A 16,227-nucleotide genomic window follows, 5' to 3' on the forward strand; every position below is an offset into this window, starting at 1 on the left:
TCAGGCTCCTTCGGGCATCTCGCGGGCGGCGGCCTGGGCCACGGAGACCGTCCGTCGTTCGATGCGCTTCTCGATGTCGGATCCGACCTCCACGATGCGGTGCACGTAGATGCCGGGGAGGTGGATGCTGTCGGGGTCGAGTTCGCCCGGTTCCACGAGCTCCTCGACCTGGGCGATGCAGACGCGGCCCGCCATCGCGGCGAGCGGGTTGAAGTTGCGCGCCGCCTTGTTGAAGACGAGGTTGCCGTGGCGGTCGCCCTTGAGCGCGTGGACGAGCGCGAAGTCGGTGACGATCGCCTCTTCGAGGACGTACGGGCGACTCGTGCCCGCGACGTCGAAGGTGCGGACGTCCTTCACGGGTGAGGCGACGGCGATGCTGCCGTCCGCGGCGTAGCGCCGGGGAAGCCCTCCCTCGGCGACCTGGGTGCCCACGCCGGTCTGCGTGTAAAAGGCCGCGATGCCCGCGCCGCCGGCCCGCAGCTTCTCAGCGAGGGTGCCCTGCGGCGTCAGCTCGAGCTCGAGCTCGCCGGAGAGGAACTGCCGCTCGAACTCCTTGTTCTCGCCCACGTACGACGACGTCATCTTGCGGATCCGCTGGGCGTTCAGCAGGACGCCGAGGCCCCAGTCATCCACGCCGCAGTTGTTGCTCACGATGCTGAGGTCGCTCGTGCCCTGCGCGAGCAGCGCCTCGATGAGCGCGATGGGGTTGCCCGAGAGCCCGAACCCTCCCACCGCGAGAGACGCCCCGTCGGGGATGTCGGCGACCGCTTCGGCCGCCGAGCCCCAGGTCTTGTCGATCATTCTGCTCCTTCGCATGAACCGGCCGTGATGACGTCTGCAGAACTCCACGGGATCGTCGCGCCACGTGACCGAGTTGGCGTGATCGCCGTCGAATGACGCGCTGAGCGTGGAGTTCTGCAGACGATCCTCCGCTCGATCCCCTCGTCCCGCCAGGGCGTCGCTTGCCATGTGGCCACTGTGCGACGTACCGTCCATATTGTGGACACTGCAGCCAACCGCACCGTTCCGGGCGCCCAGTCGATCGCGCGGGCCGCGCAGTTGCTGCGGCTGGTGACGTCGGCGGGGAGCGACGGGATGCCGGCGGCCGAGCTCGCGCGTCGCGCCGACCTCACTCGACCCACCACGCACCGGCTCCTCACCGCCCTCCGTCACGAGGGACTCGTCGATCAGGACGACCGCACCGGACGCTGGATGCCGGGACCAGAGCTGTTCCTGATGGGCACCGTGGCGGCATCCCGCTACGACGTGACCGGGATCGCCCGCGACATCGTGCGCTCCCTCGCGGTGCGGACGGAGGAGAGCGCGTTCCTCTCGGTGCGCCGGGGCGACGAAACCGTGTGCCTGCTGCGCGAAGAGGGCAGCTTCCCGATCCGTTCGTTCGTGCTGTCCGAGGGCGTGCGCTTCCCGCTCGGCGTCGCCTCGGCCGGGCTCGCGATCCTCGCGTTCCTGCCGCCCCACGATGTGGACGCGTACTTCGAGCGTCATCCGGAGCTGCCCCGTGAATGGGGGGCCGCGCACAGCGAAGGGCGGCTGCGGACGCGGCTGCGCGACACGCAGGAACGCGGCTACGCCGTCAACCCCGGCCTCATCGTCGAGGGCTCGTACGGCATCGGCGCCGCGGTCTTCACCCGCGAGGGCCACCCCCAGTGGGCGCTGAGCCTGACAGGGGTGGAGTTCCGGTTCGGTCCCGAGCGCCTCCCCGAGCTCGGCCGCACCCTCCTGGCCCACGCCCACCAGCTGACCACGCGCATCGCCGCGGGTCGCTGAGTCGTCTCGCTCGCGCAGAACTCGGATGCCGTTTCCCTGTTGGACGGAGGCATCTCTCAGCTATGGTGAGCGACATCCGTCGCTCATGGGGATGCGCCGGGCACTTGCAGTACCCCTGGGGAGGGATACAAATGAAAATGCGCTCAACGGTGCTGTCCGCCGTCGCTGTAGCGGTGACCGCGATACTCGTGTCGATCGGAGGAGCCGCGCTCGCGGACGACATCGTGGTCGACGGCGACACCATAGCGATCGGGACGCAGACCGATATCGACTTCGGCACTCTCGCCTGTGGCGCGACCGCGACGAGACAAGTGGCGCTCTACGTCAAGAGCAGCGGCCACACCGGCTCCGGTCAACAGGTCTTCATGAACGACAGCTTCGTGGACGTGGGCGCGACCACTTCCGCCCCGGTGTCGGTGACCGTTGCCCCCGGCACGGCCGGCGACATAAAGGTGCCGACGAACTGGCAAGGCACGGTGGCGTATCCCAACAACACCCTGACGCCGACCGGTGCGACTGCCACCCTGGCACCGAACACCTCCGTCTCCGGCGACTTCACCGGCACGGTGTCGTTCTCCGGAACAGGCGTCAACGGCGGCGGCAACGGCATCTCGGTCGGTCCCGTCCTGCTCACCGTCCGCTGGAAGGTCGGTCCCTGCAACGTCGCTACCGCCACCACGACGACCGTCTCTTGTCCGGCCTCGATCGTCTACACCGGTTCTGCCCTCACACCCTGCACGGCGACCGTGACCGGTGAGGGAGGGTTCTCGCAGACACTCGCGGTGACGCACGCCGCGAACACGAATGTGGGCACCGCCAGCGCGGCAGCCGCATTCGCCGGTGACGCGACCCACAAACCGAGTAGCGGGGATGCGACATTCCAGATCACCAAGGCGTCGTCCAGGACGACGGTGGAGTGTCCGGCGTCCGTCACCTACACCGGCTCGGCCCTCACACCCTGCACCGCGACCGTGACCGGCGCATCCCTGGCACAGGAACTCGCGCCGACGTACATCGCCAACACGAACGCCGGCACGGCGACGGCCTCGGCGATCTACGGCGGCGACGAGAACCACGCCGGCTCGACAGACGAGACGACGTTCGAGATCCTGGCCGCCTCGGCGAGCTGCGAGGTCACGGGCTACGCCGCGGAGTACGACGGTGACGCCCACGGGGCCACCGGATCGTGCACCGGCATCGGCGGGGCAGACGTCAGCGCCGGGCTCGACCTCGGCGCGTCCTTCACGGACGTGCCGGGCGGCACCGCCTACTGGTCGTTCGGCCTGTCGAACTACGCCTCGCAGTCGGGATCGGTCACGATCGGCATCGACCAGGCCGCGTCCTCCGTCTCGCTCCTGTGCTCCGACACCGTCTACACCGGCGCCGCGCAGGAGACGTGCTCGGCGACCGTCACCGGGGCCGGCGGGCTGTCGGAGGACGTCGTTGTGACCTACACCGCCAACACGGATGCGGGCACCGCGACCGCGAAGGCGATCTACGGCGGCGACATCAACCACAAGGCGAGCGAGGCATCCACCACGTTCGAGATCGCGAAGGCGGCGACCACCACGAAGATCACGTGCACCGAGCCCAACGCCTACACCGGCAGCGAGATCACTCCGTGCACGGCCCGCGTGACGGGTGCGGGCGGGTTGGACGCCAGCTTCCAGCCGTCGTACGCGAACAACGTCGGGGCGGGGAACGCGTCGGTGTCGTTCCAGTACGCCGGCGACGCCAATCACGAGCCGAGCCAGGACGCGACGACCTTCGTGATCGACAAGGCGTCCTCGTCGATCACGCTCACCTGCCCGGCGTCGGTCGTGTACACCGGTGCGCCGCACACGCCCTGCACGGCCACCGTCTCGGCGGTCGGCCTCGCGGACTTCGCGGCCGACGTGAGCTACACGGACAACACGGACGCCGGAAGCGCCTCTGCCTCCGCAGCGTGGGCGGGTGACCAGAACCACGTGGGAAGCAATGTCTCCGGTGGCTTCCAGATCGCCAGGGCACCCTCGGTCACGGTGGTGACGTGCCCGACAGCAGCGATCCCGTTCACCGGTTCGGCGATCACCCCGTGCACCGCGCGCGTGACCGGCGCTGGTGGGCTCGACCAGGCGGTGACCCCGGTCGTGTACGCGAACAACACGTCGGTGGGCACCGCGACGGCTTCCGCCGTCTATCCGGGGGACGCGAACCACCTGGGCAGCAACGGCTCGGCGACCTTCGCGATCGAGGCGTGGACGCTGAACGGCTTCTACAAGCCGGTCGACATGGGAAGTGCGGTCATCAACATCGTGAAGGGCGGGTCCACGGTGCCGCTCAAGTTCACGGTGCTGGCGGGGACCACCGAGGTCACCGACCTCGCGACGCTCAACGCGAGCTTCGTCGTGAAGGGCGTCAGTTGCGATCCCACGGATGCCACGAGTGACGACCTGCTCGCCACCACCGGTGGAACCACCCTGCGATACGACGCATCAGCGCATCAGTGGATCCAGAACTGGCAGACCCCGAAGACAGCCGGCAAGTGCTACACGGTCGTGATGACGACCGCCGACGGGTCGCAGCTGAGCGCGCAGTTCAAGATCAAGTAGCGGTATCGTCCGCCGCTGCGGCGGATCGCGGGCAGCGATCCGCCGCAGCGACTCACGGCCTGGTGGGCGTGGTCGCCGCAGCGAGCTCCTCGCGGGCGGCGGCGGCGACGACATCCGCGCCGGACGGCGACATCACGATCGTGTAGTGGTTGAAGCCGTCGACCCGCTCGTGCTGCACGCCGGGGTAGGTGGCGAGCAGCCGCTCGAGGTGTGCGGGGGCGTACAGCCCGGGGGGCTCGTTCTGCAGTCCGCGGGGAACCGTGAGGAGACGGGCAGGATGCTGCAGCCCGGTCAACGCATCGGGCAGCGCCGTACCGCCATTCATGTCGAGGGTGTCGTCGGCGGTGGTCTCGTAGCTCGTCGCGGGCCGGAATGCCCCCGAGCCGTCCTCGACGAGGTCGTAGGCGAGATACCGCTCCAGCTCGGGGGTCCACGCGCCTTCGAAGGCGGGATGCCGCCGCCAGAAGTCGAGGTACTCCCCCGCGTTCGCGAACCTCATGGACAGCCGCGCGGCGGTCGGTCCGAGGATGCCGGCGACAAGCTGGTCGGTACTGAGCCCCGCCGGAACGTCGAGCGGCAGCCCGCCGTCGACGAGCAGCAGACGCGACACGCGCTCCGGGTGCCGGTGGGCGAAGACTACGGAGACGAAGCCACCCATCGAGTGCCCCACCACGAGGGTCCGCTCGATCCCGAGCGCATCGAGCAGCGCGGCGAGGTCGTCGGCGTGCGCGGCCATCCCTGCCGGACCCGCGATGCCGTTGCTCCGCCCGCGGCCCCGCAGGTCGGGCGCCACGACGCGCACTCCAGGCAGGCGGTCCACGACGAAAGGCCACGCGAGGTGCGAGGCGGTGACCCCGTGCACCACCAGCGCGGTGGGCACCTCGCCCTGGGCATCCGCAGGCTCCCACACACCGGCACGCAGCATGCCGCCCTGGACGGGGACGTCGATCTCGCGATAGCGGTGCCCTGCGTTGCCGTCGCTCATCGGGCCGTCCATCCGCCGTCCATCGTGTACGAGGCGCCGGTGACCATGCCGGCCTTCTCCGACGCCAGCCACCCGGCGAGCGACGCCACCTCGTCCGCCTCGACGAGGCGTTTGACGGCGCTCTCGGTGAGCATGATCTTCTCGACCACCTCACTCTCCGGAATGCCGTGCACCTTCGCCTGGTCGGCGATCTGCTTCTCGACCAGGGGCGTCCGCACATAGGCGGGGTTGATGCAATTGCTCGTCACGCCGTGCGGAGCACCCTCGAGCGCCGTCACCTTCGACAGTCCCTCGAGGCCGTGCTTCGCCGACACGTAGGCGGACTTGAACGCGCTCGCGCGCAGCCCGTGGGCGCTCGAGATGTTGATGACCCTTCCCCACCCCCGCTCGTACATCGCCGGCAGCGCCGCGCGGATCAACAGGAACGGCGACTCGAGCATGAGGCGCACCAGCAGCCGGAATGCCTCGGGATCGAACTCCGTGATCGGCGACACCCGCTGGATGCCGGCGTTGTTCACGAGGATGTCGACATCGAGCGTGAGCTCGTCGAGCGCGCGGGTGTCGGCGAGGTCGACGACCCAGGACTCGCCGCCGACCGCGGTGGCGGCATCCGTCGCGGCATCCGCGTTCAGGTCGGCGATGGTGACGTGCGCGCCGCGGGCCGCGAACTCGTGAGCACAGGCGAGCCCGATGCCGCTGGCACCGCCCGTGATCAGCGCGCGCCTGCCTGCGAGGTCCTGCTCTGCCATCAGTCGTCCTCCCCCGCCCGCGGTGCGAGCGCGTTGTCGATGAACCGCGTCATACCGGCGAACACCACCGGGTCGAGCTGCGCCGGCGGCTTGCCCTCGGCGTCGCGCTCCCACAGCAGGAACCTCATGCCGATGAGCTCGCCCATGCCCATGAGCGCCCACGCCGTCGTCTCCGGATCGAGGCCGCGGTCGACGTCGCCGGCCGACTGCGCCGCGCGCAGCCCCGCTTCGTAGCCCTCGACGATGCGGGTGTAGTGGGTGCGCAGCACCTCGGGTGAGACGAATTCGGCCTCGCGCACCACCCGATACAGCGCCGGGTGCTCCGCGGTGAACCGGAAGAACCCCGCGAAGCCGGCCCGTTCGGCCTCCAGCCGCGACGAGGCTCCGGTCATCGCCTCCGACATCGAGTGCCGCACGCGGCGGTTGAGATCGAGCACGAGCGCTTCGAAGATCGCCTGCTTGCTGTCGAAGTACAGGTAGAACGTGCCGAGGCCGATGCCTGCTCGCTCGGTGATCTTGACGATGGATGCCTCGTGGTAGCCCTGTTCTGCGAACACGAGCTCCGCTGCCTCGAGCAGGCGCCGCCGGGTCGCCTCACCGCGCTTGGTGAGTGGCCGCCCGGTCGCGGACGAGACCAGCTCCTCCTCGTGTTCGACAAGTTCGTCGGACATGCTCATCGAGATTCCCCCTTCGTGGGTGCGCCGCTGACGGCGCGACCGCTCTCCCCGTGCGCGCTCTGCGGCGAGCGGCTCACCAGATTCCGGGCGCGCTCGCGCAGGCGCGAGCGGGCGAGCTTCTCGATCGTCGAGCGCGGGAGCGCATCGACCTGCTCGATGTGCACCGGGATCTTGAACGCCGCGAGGTTGCGGCGCGCGTGCGCGAGCAGCTCGTCCACCGACAGCGCAGCTCCGGCTACGGGGACGACGAACGCGACACCGCGCTCACCCCACACCTCGTCGGGCACGCCGACCACCGCGGCTGCCTCCACGAGCGGGTGCAGGCAGAGCGCGTACTCGACCTCCGCCGGTGCGACGTTCTCACCACCGGAGATGAAGATGTCCTTGAGACGGTCCACCACACGGAAGACGCCGTCCGCGTCGCGCGACACGAGGTCGCCGGTGCGCAGCCACTCACCGCTCATCGCCCGCGCCGTCGCGGCGTCGTCACCGAGGTATCCGGCGAACACGCTGGGCCCGCGCACCCAGAGCTCGCCGGTGACCTCGCCCTCGAGCGGGAGCTCCGAGGAGGGGTCGACGACACGCACCGCCACGTGCGGGTAGGGCCGTCCCACGGCGCCGGGCGCTCCCGCCGCCTCGGCCGCCGGAAGATGCAGCACGTTCGGCGCCGCCTCGGTGAGCCCGTAGCCCTGCGTCAGCGCGATGCCTCGCGCCGTCCACGCGTCCTGCAGCGCGACGGGCATTGTGGCGCCGCCGACGAGCGCGAGCCGCAGGGACGCCGTATCGGTCGTCGCCCATTCGCGGTCGTCCGCGAGCATCCGGTACTGCGTCGGCACGCCCATCATCGCGGTGACCCGCCGGTCGGCGATCAGCTGCAGTACGCGCGTCGGGTGGAAGGACCGCTCGAGCACCACGGTCGCACCGACCCACCAGGCGAGCAGCGGCTGGCAGTTCCAGGCAGCGACATGGAACTGCGGGAGCATCGCGAGCACGACGTCGTCCTGGCCGAGCGGCAGCGCCTGCGCGAGGGCGAGGTTGTTCCAGAAGCAGTTCGCGTGGGTGAGCACGACGCCCTTCGGCGCCGCCTCGCTGCCGGACGTGAAGATCACGAGCAGCGGGTCGTCGTCGCGCACCGGCCGCCGCGGCCGTGGGTGGGCAGCGCTGGGGACGGCGACCTCGACGCCTGTGGTGCCGAGAACGGCGACAGGGGCGCCGGCGAGGCCGTCGGCGACGCGCAGGGCCTCGCCGGCAAGCGCGGCGTGCTCGTCTTCGATGAGCACCAGCGCGGGCGCGGAACGGGTCAGCACGTCGGCCAGCTCGCGCGGCGTGAGCCGCCACGACAGCGGCACGAACGCGATGCCCGCGATGGCGCACGCGAAGAAGGCGAGGACATGGTCGGTCGAGTTGCCCGACACGGTCGCGATGCGATCACCCGGACCGTAGCCCGCCCGACGCAGTGCGTCCGCGAGCTCGGTCGCGCGGGCGGCGAGAGTCGCGTAGTCGGTCGTCACGCCGCGGTCGTCGATCGCGATGCGCTCCGGCGAGCGCGCCGCACGGTCGACGATCCAGCGGCCGATCGTGTGGGGTCCGTCGTCGATGTCGGGGTCGGCGTTCCAGGTCATGCGCGGACCCTGTCGGACGCGGCGGCATCAGCGGCGGCCGCCTCGGGGGTCTCGCCCGCGTCGTCGAGCTGCCGCAGCGCGCCGCGCACCTTCTCGCCGCGACGGCGGCGCGCGGCGGCGTCGATCGTGCCGGCGATCCCGCCGGGGAGGAACATCACCACCACGATGAACAGCACGCCGAAGAGGAAGAGCGGCTCCGACAGCGGCACGCGCAGCCAGTCGGGAAGCCCGGCGATGGCATCGGAGCCGGCGAGCACGGTGAGTCGCTGATCGAGCAGCGTGTAGAGCACACCGCCCACGATCGCACCCCAGCGGAATCCGACGCCACCCAGCACGACCATCACGAGCACGGTGATCGTCAGGTCGGCCGACACCGACCGCGGCACCGTGCCGGACTGCAGCAGCATGTAGGCGACGCCGGCGAGGCTCGCCAGGCCGGCGGCGATGACGAAGACGATGAGCCGCACGCGGTAGGGCGAGAGGCCGAGCACGCGGACGCGCTGCTCGTTCTCGCGCGTCGCGCGGGCCAGGTGGCCGAGCCGCGAGGTGTCGACCCACAGCGTCACGAGGTACACGACGACGAGCACCGCCAGGGCGAACCAGTACAGATTGCGGGTGTTCACGACGCCGATGAGGAAGTCCGGCACCTGATCGGTGTTGAGGCTCAATCCCTCCTCACCGCCGGTGACCTGCGAGTTGCGGCGCACGAGCACGGAACCGGCCTGCGCGAACGCCAACGTGACCATCGCGAAGGGGATGCCCGAGACCCGCATGGACACCGCCCCCGTGACCAGTGCGATCACCATGCCGCCGATCAGGGCGATGAAGACCCCCGGCCACAGCGGCACCCCGAAATGCTCGAGCGCGATCCCGAGCCCGTACGCGCCGGCCCCGAAGTAGAGGGCATGGCCGAATGACAGCATCCCGCCCGATCCGAGCAGCAGGTTGTACGACAGCGCGAGGGCGGCGAACACCATGCAGAGCGACAGCAGCGCCAGCGTGCCCGGCATGTACGTCGGGGTCGGGAGGATGCCCGGCAGCGACAGGTTCAGCAGCGGCAGCACGGCCATGAAGACCACCAGTGCCACGCCGACGATGGCAGGGACGTAGCGACGCATCACGCCTTCCTCCCGAGAAGTCCGGCCGGGCGCACCAGCAGCACGAGCGCCAGGAGGATCACGACGATGAAGTCGCCGGTGCCGCCGAGGTAGAAATTGGCGAACTGCTGCAGCACCGCCACGAGCACCGACGCGACGGCGGCGCCGGTGAGCGAGCCGAGGCCGCCGACGACCGTCACGATGAACGCGAAGATGAGGAGCGTCTGCCCCAGGTGGGCGGAGACGAACGTGGAGTAGTGCATGGCCAGCACCCCGCCGATGCCGGCAGCCGCACCGCCGATCGCGAAGACGAGGGTGAACGAGCGCCTCACATCGATGCCGAGAGCCGTCACCATCGAGCGGTTCTCGACGCCCGCCCGGATGATCATGCCGTAGCGCGTCTTCTGCAGGAACAGCACGAGGGCGGCGAGCACGAGCACCGCGGCGATCATCAGCACCCAGTAGGTGTTCGGGATGCGGGCGCCGAGCACCTCGGTCGTCTGCTTCAGCCAGGGCGGCCCTGCGATGTGGATGGGATCGGTGCCCCAGATCCCCTCGAAGAGCGCGACGGCCGCGAACGACAGGCCGACGGTGACCAGCACCTGCTCGATGTGCCGCTCGTACAGCGGGCGGATGAGCACGAGCTCGGTCAGCGTCGCGAAGACGGCGCCGACACCGGCGCCGGCGAGCACCGACAGCAGGAACGAGCCCCACGAATCCGTGCCCAGCGCCTGCGCGACCATCCAGCCCATGAACGCGCTCAGCGTGAGGAAGGCGCCGTGCGCGAAGTTCAGGACGTGCATCAGGCCGTAGATGAGGCTGAGGCCGCTCGCGACGAGGAAGTAGAGGGCGCCGAGGCCGACGCCGGTGATGAGGGTGAGGACGAGGGTGCTCATGCGGCGTGCTCCACGTGGACGCCGAGAAGACGGCGGGTGAGGTCTTCGTCGTCGAGGATGGCGCGGGCCCGGCCGACGTGCGCCACGCGTCCGCCGGCGATGACGATGGCATCGTCGGCGAGGCGTCGCACGACCTCGAGGTTCTGCTCGACGAGAAGGATCGGGACGGTCTTGGACGCCTCCTGCAGCGCGTCGGCGACCTCGGCGACGATCTTCGGCGCGAGGCCCTTGGTGGGTTCGTCGACGAGGAGCAGCATGTTGTCGTTGATCAGCGCTCGCGCCACCGAGACCATCTGCTGCTGGCCGCCCGAGAGGGTGCCCGCCTGCTGGTCCCGCCGGGCGACCAGGTCGGGGAAGAGTTCGGCCACGAAGTCTCGGCGGGGCTGGCGCTGCCGTTCGGCGAGCGCCAGGTTCTCGGCGACGGTGAGCTTCGCGAAGACCTCGCGGTCCTCGGGCACGTAGCCGACGCCGCGGCGCACGATCTTGTGCGTGGGCAGCCCGTCGATGCGCTCGCCGGCCAGGCGCACCTCGCCGCGGCGCGCGATGAGACCAAGGATGCCGCGGAGGGTCGACGTCTTGCCGACGCCGTTGCGCCCCAGCACCGCGGTGATGCCGGTGGCGGGGACGTCGAACGAGACGTCTTCGACCACCTGCTGACCGGCGATGGTGCAGCGGAGGTTCCGCACGGTGAGGACGGGCGACGCCGAGGCTCGGGCGCCGTCGGGCTGTGTCGCGTTCATGCGGCCTCCGTCCCCGTCGATCCGGTGCCGAGGTATGCACTCTGCACGAGAGGGTCCTCCATGATCCGCTGTGGCGTGTCGTAGGCGATGATCGTGCCGAAGTACATGACGGCGACCTTCTCGACGAGACCCATCAGCACGTCGATGTGGTGCTCGACCATGAGCAGGGTGCAGCCCTTCTCCCGCTGCATCGCCCGGATGTTCTCGACGAGCCCCGGCACGTCGCCCGAGCCGACGCCCGCCATCGGCTCGTCGAGCAGGACGATGCTCGACTCCGTCGCCAGCAGCACCGCGATCTCGAGCTTGCGCTTGTCGCCGTGCGAGATGTCGCCCGCGAACGCGTCGCGCATGTGCCCGAGCCCGACGACGTCGAGCTTCGCCAGCGCGAGCTCGGTCGCGGCATCCGTCCGTCTCGGGAAGCGCAGCAGAGACCCCGACCCGCCCAGCGACACCTGTGCCGCCAGACGCACGTTCTCGAGCACCGAGAGCTTCGGGAAGAGGCTGGCCGTCTGGAAGGTGCGCCCGAGTCCCGCTCGAGCCCGCGCGGGCACGGATGCCGTCGTGATGTCGCGGCCGTCGAGCAGGACGCGTCCGGCGGCGGGCTTCATCAGCCCCGAGATCACGTTGAAGAGCGTGGTCTTGCCGGCGCCGTTCGGGCCGATGACGCCCACCAGTGATCCGGCGGCGATGTCGAGTTCGACCTCTTTGAGGATCGTCGCGCCGCCGATCTGCAGGCCGAGACCCTCGATGCGCAGCGGCGAGCCGCGGCGGGCGGCATCCGCGGCGGGCGCGGACGGGACGGACGTGCTCATGGGCTGAGTGCCTCTCGTAGTGCCTGATGGTCGGGTGCCGAGCGCAGCGAGCGGACGGAACGCGCTGTCGCGCGCCGTGTCGTCTCGCTGCGCTCGATCACCCGTCGCTGCGCGGGACGGCCGGTGCTACTCGACTTCGGCCGGCGCGACGTCGTCCGCCGCAACCGTGTCGACGAGCTCGGGCACGAACGTGCCGTCCTGCGCGACGAGCTTCGTCTGGTACATCTCCTGGATGAGGGCGTGGTCGCTCGCGCGGACCGTCATGGCGCCCTTCGGCCCCTCGAACTCGAAGCCTTCGAGCGCCGAGACCATGGCGTCGACGTCGCCTTGGCCCTCCTTGACGGCCTGGACGATCATGATGGCCGCGTTGAACCCGTCGGGGCTGAACAGGTCAGGGGTGCCGCCGGTCTCCTCGATCGCCTCGACCATCGCGGTGTTCACGTCGTTGTCGGGCGCGCCCGGGAAGTAGTGGTTGAGGAAGTTGATCTTCTCGGATGCCTCGCCGTAGGCGCCGAACGTCGCGGAGTCGCCGAGCCCGGTGACGACCGGAATCTCGTCGAGCACGCCCTGCTGGCTCATCGCCTGCCACATCGCACCCGAGGTGGCGCCGGCCCACGCCACGAAGACGAGGTCGGGGCTGCCGGCGAGCACCTGCTGCGCGAACGGCGTGAACTCGGTGGCGTCTTCGGCGACGAGCACGGAGTTGACGGTGGCGCCCTGGCCGCCGAGGATGGCGTCGACTGCCGCGACGTTGCCCTGGCCGAAGGCGTTGTCCTGCGCGAACACCGTCACGGTCTTGCCCTCGATGTCCTCGAGGAAGGTTCCCGCGGTGGCGACGTCCTGCGCGCTCTGGCGCCCGGAGCGGAACGTGTAGTCGTTGATGCCGGTGACGGCGTCGGCGGCCGCCGGACCCGAGATGTAGAGCACCTTGTTCTGTTCGGCCTGCTCGGCGACGGCGAGCGCGACGCCCGACGATGCCGTTCCGGCGATGATGTTCACGCCTTCGCCGATGAGCTCCTTGACAGCAGTGACCGCCTTGTCGGGGTCGCCCGCGTCGTCCCGGTTCTCGATGGTGATGGTCGTGCCGTCGATCTCGCCTGTGCCGTCGGTGGCGTAGTCGAGCCCGGCCTCGAAGCCATCGAGGTACTGCTTGCCGTAACCGGCGAGCGGACCGGACTCGCTCGTGACGATGCCGACGGTCACCTCTTCGGGCCCGCCGCCGTCGGTGGCCTCACTGCTCGGCTCGGCCGACGGCGCGCATGCCGCCAGGGCCAGCGCTGCCGTGACGACCACGGAGCCCAGGAGCAACTTCTTCGTAACCCGCATGTGCGTGCCTTTCCCCATTGGAAGGATCTGGTGCCCCAAATCGGCGCTTCGTCTCAAACATGAGATCCGATTCAGGTTCTTGCAATCTAAGGAACCACCGACCTCCGCGCAAGTCGAGAAGCCGGCCCTCACAGTGTCGTTACCCAATCGGGACGATGCGCGATTGCATACCTGCGATATATACTAGCGGTATGCTTATCGAATGACCCACGACCGAGACATCGAGACTCTCATCGTCGCCGCGCACGCACTCACCCGGCTCGCGGCGCTCGAGACCGCCAACGACGCCCCCGCCGCACAGTGGCGCACGCTCACGATCCTGCGCGAGAACGGGTCACTGCGGATCGGTGAACTCGCCCGCCTCAGCCGCGTCACGCAGCCGGGCATGACGCGTCTGGTCGGCCAGATGGCCGACCACGGCCTGGTGGCCAAGACGACGGATGCCGGGGACTCACGTGCGACGGTCGTCGAGGTGACCCCACTGGGCCTCGAGGCACTCCAGACCTGGATGCTGCAGCTGACCGCCGCCCTCGCGCCGCACTTCCACGACCTCGAGCCCGAGGAATGGGAAGCACTGCGCACGACGGCTGCCGTCCTCACCCGCAAGCTCGATCGCACCCGCAGCGACGCCACCGCGACCGCCGAGGCCACACGATGAGCGCGCACGGCGACAGCACGGCCTCGGTCTGGCGCCAGCCGGCGCAGGTGTGGGCGGTCGCGTTCGCCTGCGTAATCGCTTTCATGGGCATCGGTCTCGTCGACCCGATCCTCCCGGCGATCGCCGAGTCGCTGCAGGCGAGCCCGGTGCAGACCGAACTGCTGTTCACGAGCTATCTGCTCGTCACCGGCCTCGCGATGCTCGTCACCAGCTGGATCTCGAGCCGCATCGGCGCGAAGGCGACCCTGCTCATCGGACTTGCTCTCATTGTCGTATTCGCGCTGCTGTGCGCGCTCAGCGGCAGCGTCGACGCGATCATCGGCTTCCGCGCCGGGTGGGGCCTCGGCAATGCGCTGTTCATCTCGACGGCGCTGGCGACCATCGTCGGCGCGGCATCCGGTGGGAGCGGCGCCGCCATCGTCCTGTACGAGGCGGCTCTCGGCCTGGGCATCGCGATCGGTCCCCTTCTCGGCGGGCTTCTCGGCGAGGTGAGCTGGCGGGGCCCGTTCTTCGGCGTCGTCGTGCTCATGGCGATCGCGTTCCTCGCGGTGCTCGTGCTCCTGCGCGGGCCGAGCGAGAAGCCCGCGCCCGTGCCACTGTCAGCGCCTCTCAAGGCGCTTCGGATCCCGTCGCTCGCCGTGCTGGCCGGCACCGCGCTGTTCTACAACATCGGCTTCTTCGTGCTGCTGGCGTTCTCGCCGTTCCCGCTCGGATTCGGCGCGATGGGCATCGGCTTCACGTTCTTCGGCTGGGGCGTCGCCCTCGCCATCACGAGCGTATGGGTGGCGCCGCTGATGATGCGCTACCTGGCCCGCACGACCGTCATGCTGATCACCCTCCCGCTGCTCGCCATCGACCTGGTCGCCGCGGGCATCGTCGTCGAGGATGCCACCGCACTCGTCGTCTGCATCATCGTCGGCGGACTGCTGCTCGGCGTCATGAACACCGTGCTGACCGAATCCGTCATGGAAGCCACCGACCTCTCCCGCTCGGTGGCGTCGTCGTCGTATTCCGCGGTGCGGTTCCTGGGCGGCGCGGCCGCTCCTCCGATCGCCGCTCTACTGTGGCACCTCTACGGACCGACCGTGCCGTACGTGTTCGCCGCGGCATCCGTCGTCATCGCCACCGCGACGATCCTCTTCGGCCGCCGCGCACTCGCCCGCATCGACGAGCGCGAAGCGGATGCCGCCGACGAGGCCGCAGCCGTGCTCGTCGGCGACGCCGCCTGAGGCCGGCGCCGGCGCTGTCGGGTGGCAGCGATCTCGATTCGGCCTTGGCTCTCTCGGTCCCTATCGTCGTGCCACGGTCGCGCGGATAATGAGAGCATGGACGCCCCTCGGGGGTCGGCCGGGCGCGAGGAATCGGATCAGTTCGAGCGCTCGCGGCAACGCGGATACGGACCGGATGCTGACATTGCAGCTGATGGCGTCGAGCGCGAGCTGAACGACCTGCGCGCACGGGCGTATGGTCCTGAAGCCGACATCGAGGCCGACGCTTTCGCCGTGGCGAGGTTGATCGAACTCGAAGCGGCCAATGTCGCCGCGGGGCCCCCCGTCGGCGCCACCGCTTCTGTCGACCACCGCACGGCTGATGCTGCACCGACGTCCGCTCCCGCCCTCGAAGACACCGCGGTCAGCCCAACGGCGCAGAGGGCGGAGCCGATGATCCCGGCGACCTCGGACATGGGCTCCGGGCGGTCGCTGAGGCAGCGTGCGACGCTCACGCGAAGCCGCGCATCGTTCATGGTCGGGTCGATCGTGGTCGTCGCGATCCTCATCTACGCCGCTGTCTGGCTCCTCTCACCGCACCCGGAGGCGTCGCTGCAAGCGACCGCGGCCGGCCCGGAGAGCAGTGATGTCCAAGCGCTGACTGCCAACGTAGGCGACCCGGACATGTCCACACTGCACCACTTCGAGCGTTACCGCGACATAGAGGTCTGGTCCGTCGAGAACGGCGTGGGCGACATCTGCCTCATCGCCTGGGACCGTGGCGGCGGTCGATTCGAGTTTCAGTGCCTACCTCCCGGGATCGAGCTCGCCGTCCATATGAGGGTGGTGGCGGAGGCGGCCGACGGCTTCGGTGATTGGCTCGCGGACCGCAGCGTCATCAGCCTCCACCTCCGCAAGGACACCGTGGACGTTTTCGTCCACCCTCCACCACCTGACTGAGCCCGACTCGAAATGGCTCGCGTGGAGCGCGACCCGCCAGTCGCCACTAACCGCCGTGGATAGGGGGCGTCACAACCGCGTGACGCCCTGAATCTCCGGGCTCAGTTGGCGATGAGCT

At 69.6% G+C, this 16,227-nt stretch carries 15 protein-coding genes; 5 read left to right on the plus strand and 10 right to left on the minus strand.

The annotated features are described in order from the left end of the window. The gene (locus tag B2K11_RS06545) at window positions 1-801 is read right to left on the minus strand and encodes a CoA transferase subunit A (protein WP_163617415.1); all 801 of its coding nucleotides are present in this window, start codon (window positions 799-801) and stop codon (window positions 1-3) included. 198 nt (window positions 802-999) lie between these two features. Here B2K11_RS06545 and B2K11_RS06550 point away from each other — a divergent pair, with 198 nt between their 5' ends. Next, entirely contained in the window at window positions 1,000-1,788 is a 789-nt protein-coding gene (locus B2K11_RS06550; RefSeq protein WP_163617416.1) for an IclR family transcriptional regulator, read from the plus strand. A 173-nt stretch (window positions 1,789-1,961) separates the two neighbouring features. Then, window positions 1,962-4,379 carry a PxKF domain-containing protein gene (locus B2K11_RS06555; protein WP_163617417.1) on the plus strand — a complete coding sequence of 806 codons (2,418 nt, stop codon included), beginning with the start codon at window positions 1,962-1,964 and terminating at the stop codon, window positions 4,377-4,379. A gap of 52 nt (window positions 4,380-4,431) precedes the next feature. Here the strand turns inward: B2K11_RS06555 and B2K11_RS06560 are convergent, their stop codons facing one another. The 9 genes from B2K11_RS06560 to B2K11_RS06600 form a co-directional block, all read right to left on the minus strand. Then, a complete protein-coding gene (locus B2K11_RS06560) occupies window positions 4,432-5,364 on the minus strand; it encodes an alpha/beta fold hydrolase (protein ID WP_239525779.1) in 933 nt (310 codons plus the stop codon). Next, a complete protein-coding gene (locus B2K11_RS06565) occupies window positions 5,361-6,113 on the minus strand; it encodes a 3-hydroxybutyrate dehydrogenase (protein WP_163617419.1) in 753 nt (250 codons plus the stop codon). Before B2K11_RS06565 ends, B2K11_RS06560 begins: the two co-directional genes overlap by 4 nt. After that, a complete protein-coding gene (locus B2K11_RS06570) occupies window positions 6,113-6,784 on the minus strand; it encodes a TetR/AcrR family transcriptional regulator (protein WP_239525804.1) in 672 nt (223 codons plus the stop codon). The genes B2K11_RS06565 and B2K11_RS06570 overlap by 1 nt, the downstream gene beginning before the upstream one ends. A 2-nt stretch (window positions 6,785-6,786) precedes the next feature. Next, window positions 6,787-8,412, minus strand: a complete 1,626-nt coding sequence (locus B2K11_RS06575; RefSeq protein WP_163617421.1) for an AMP-binding protein — start codon at window positions 8,410-8,412, stop codon at window positions 6,787-6,789. Continuing rightward, window positions 8,409-9,530, minus strand: coding sequence for a branched-chain amino acid ABC transporter permease (locus tag B2K11_RS06580; protein WP_163617422.1), 1,122 nt, complete (start codon window positions 9,528-9,530; stop codon window positions 8,409-8,411). Before B2K11_RS06580 ends, B2K11_RS06575 begins: the two co-directional genes overlap by 4 nt. Beyond that, a complete protein-coding gene (locus tag B2K11_RS06585; protein ID WP_163617423.1) occupies window positions 9,530-10,405 on the minus strand; it encodes a branched-chain amino acid ABC transporter permease in 876 nt (291 codons plus the stop codon). Before B2K11_RS06585 ends, B2K11_RS06580 begins: the two co-directional genes overlap by 1 nt. After that, entirely contained in the window at window positions 10,402-11,145 is a 744-nt protein-coding gene (locus B2K11_RS06590) for an ABC transporter ATP-binding protein (RefSeq protein ID WP_163617424.1), read from the minus strand. The genes B2K11_RS06585 and B2K11_RS06590 overlap by 4 nt, the downstream gene beginning before the upstream one ends. Next, window positions 11,142-11,957 (minus strand): ABC transporter ATP-binding protein, encoded by an 816-nt coding sequence (locus B2K11_RS06595; RefSeq protein WP_204260026.1) that lies wholly within the window; start codon window positions 11,955-11,957, stop codon window positions 11,142-11,144. Before B2K11_RS06595 ends, B2K11_RS06590 begins: the two co-directional genes overlap by 4 nt. A 126-nt stretch (window positions 11,958-12,083) precedes the next feature. Beyond that, window positions 12,084-13,283: a substrate-binding domain-containing protein gene (locus tag B2K11_RS06600; protein ID WP_163617425.1), complete on the minus strand. Its 1,200-nt coding sequence runs from the start codon at window positions 13,281-13,283 to the stop codon at window positions 12,084-12,086. Between the two features lie 202 nt (window positions 13,284-13,485). On the opposite strand from B2K11_RS06600, the gene B2K11_RS06605 reads away from it, so the two are divergent. From B2K11_RS06605 to B2K11_RS06615, 3 genes are read left to right on the plus strand one after another with little or no spacing between them, the layout of a single operon-like run. Then, window positions 13,486-13,941, plus strand: coding sequence for a MarR family transcriptional regulator (locus B2K11_RS06605; RefSeq protein ID WP_163617426.1), 456 nt, complete (start codon window positions 13,486-13,488; stop codon window positions 13,939-13,941). Next, window positions 13,938-15,170, plus strand: a complete 1,233-nt coding sequence (locus B2K11_RS06610; protein ID WP_163617427.1) for an MFS transporter — start codon at window positions 13,938-13,940, stop codon at window positions 15,168-15,170. Before B2K11_RS06605 ends, B2K11_RS06610 begins: the two co-directional genes overlap by 4 nt. Window positions 15,171-15,191: 21 nt before the next feature. After that, window positions 15,192-16,109, plus strand: a complete 918-nt coding sequence (locus tag B2K11_RS06615) for a hypothetical protein (RefSeq protein ID WP_163617428.1) — start codon at window positions 15,192-15,194, stop codon at window positions 16,107-16,109. Window positions 16,110-16,227: the final 118 nt, after the last annotated feature.

This window comes from Microbacterium sp. B35-30, from assembly GCF_010634855.1.
Lineage (GTDB): Bacteria > Actinomycetota > Actinomycetes > Actinomycetales > Microbacteriaceae > Microbacterium.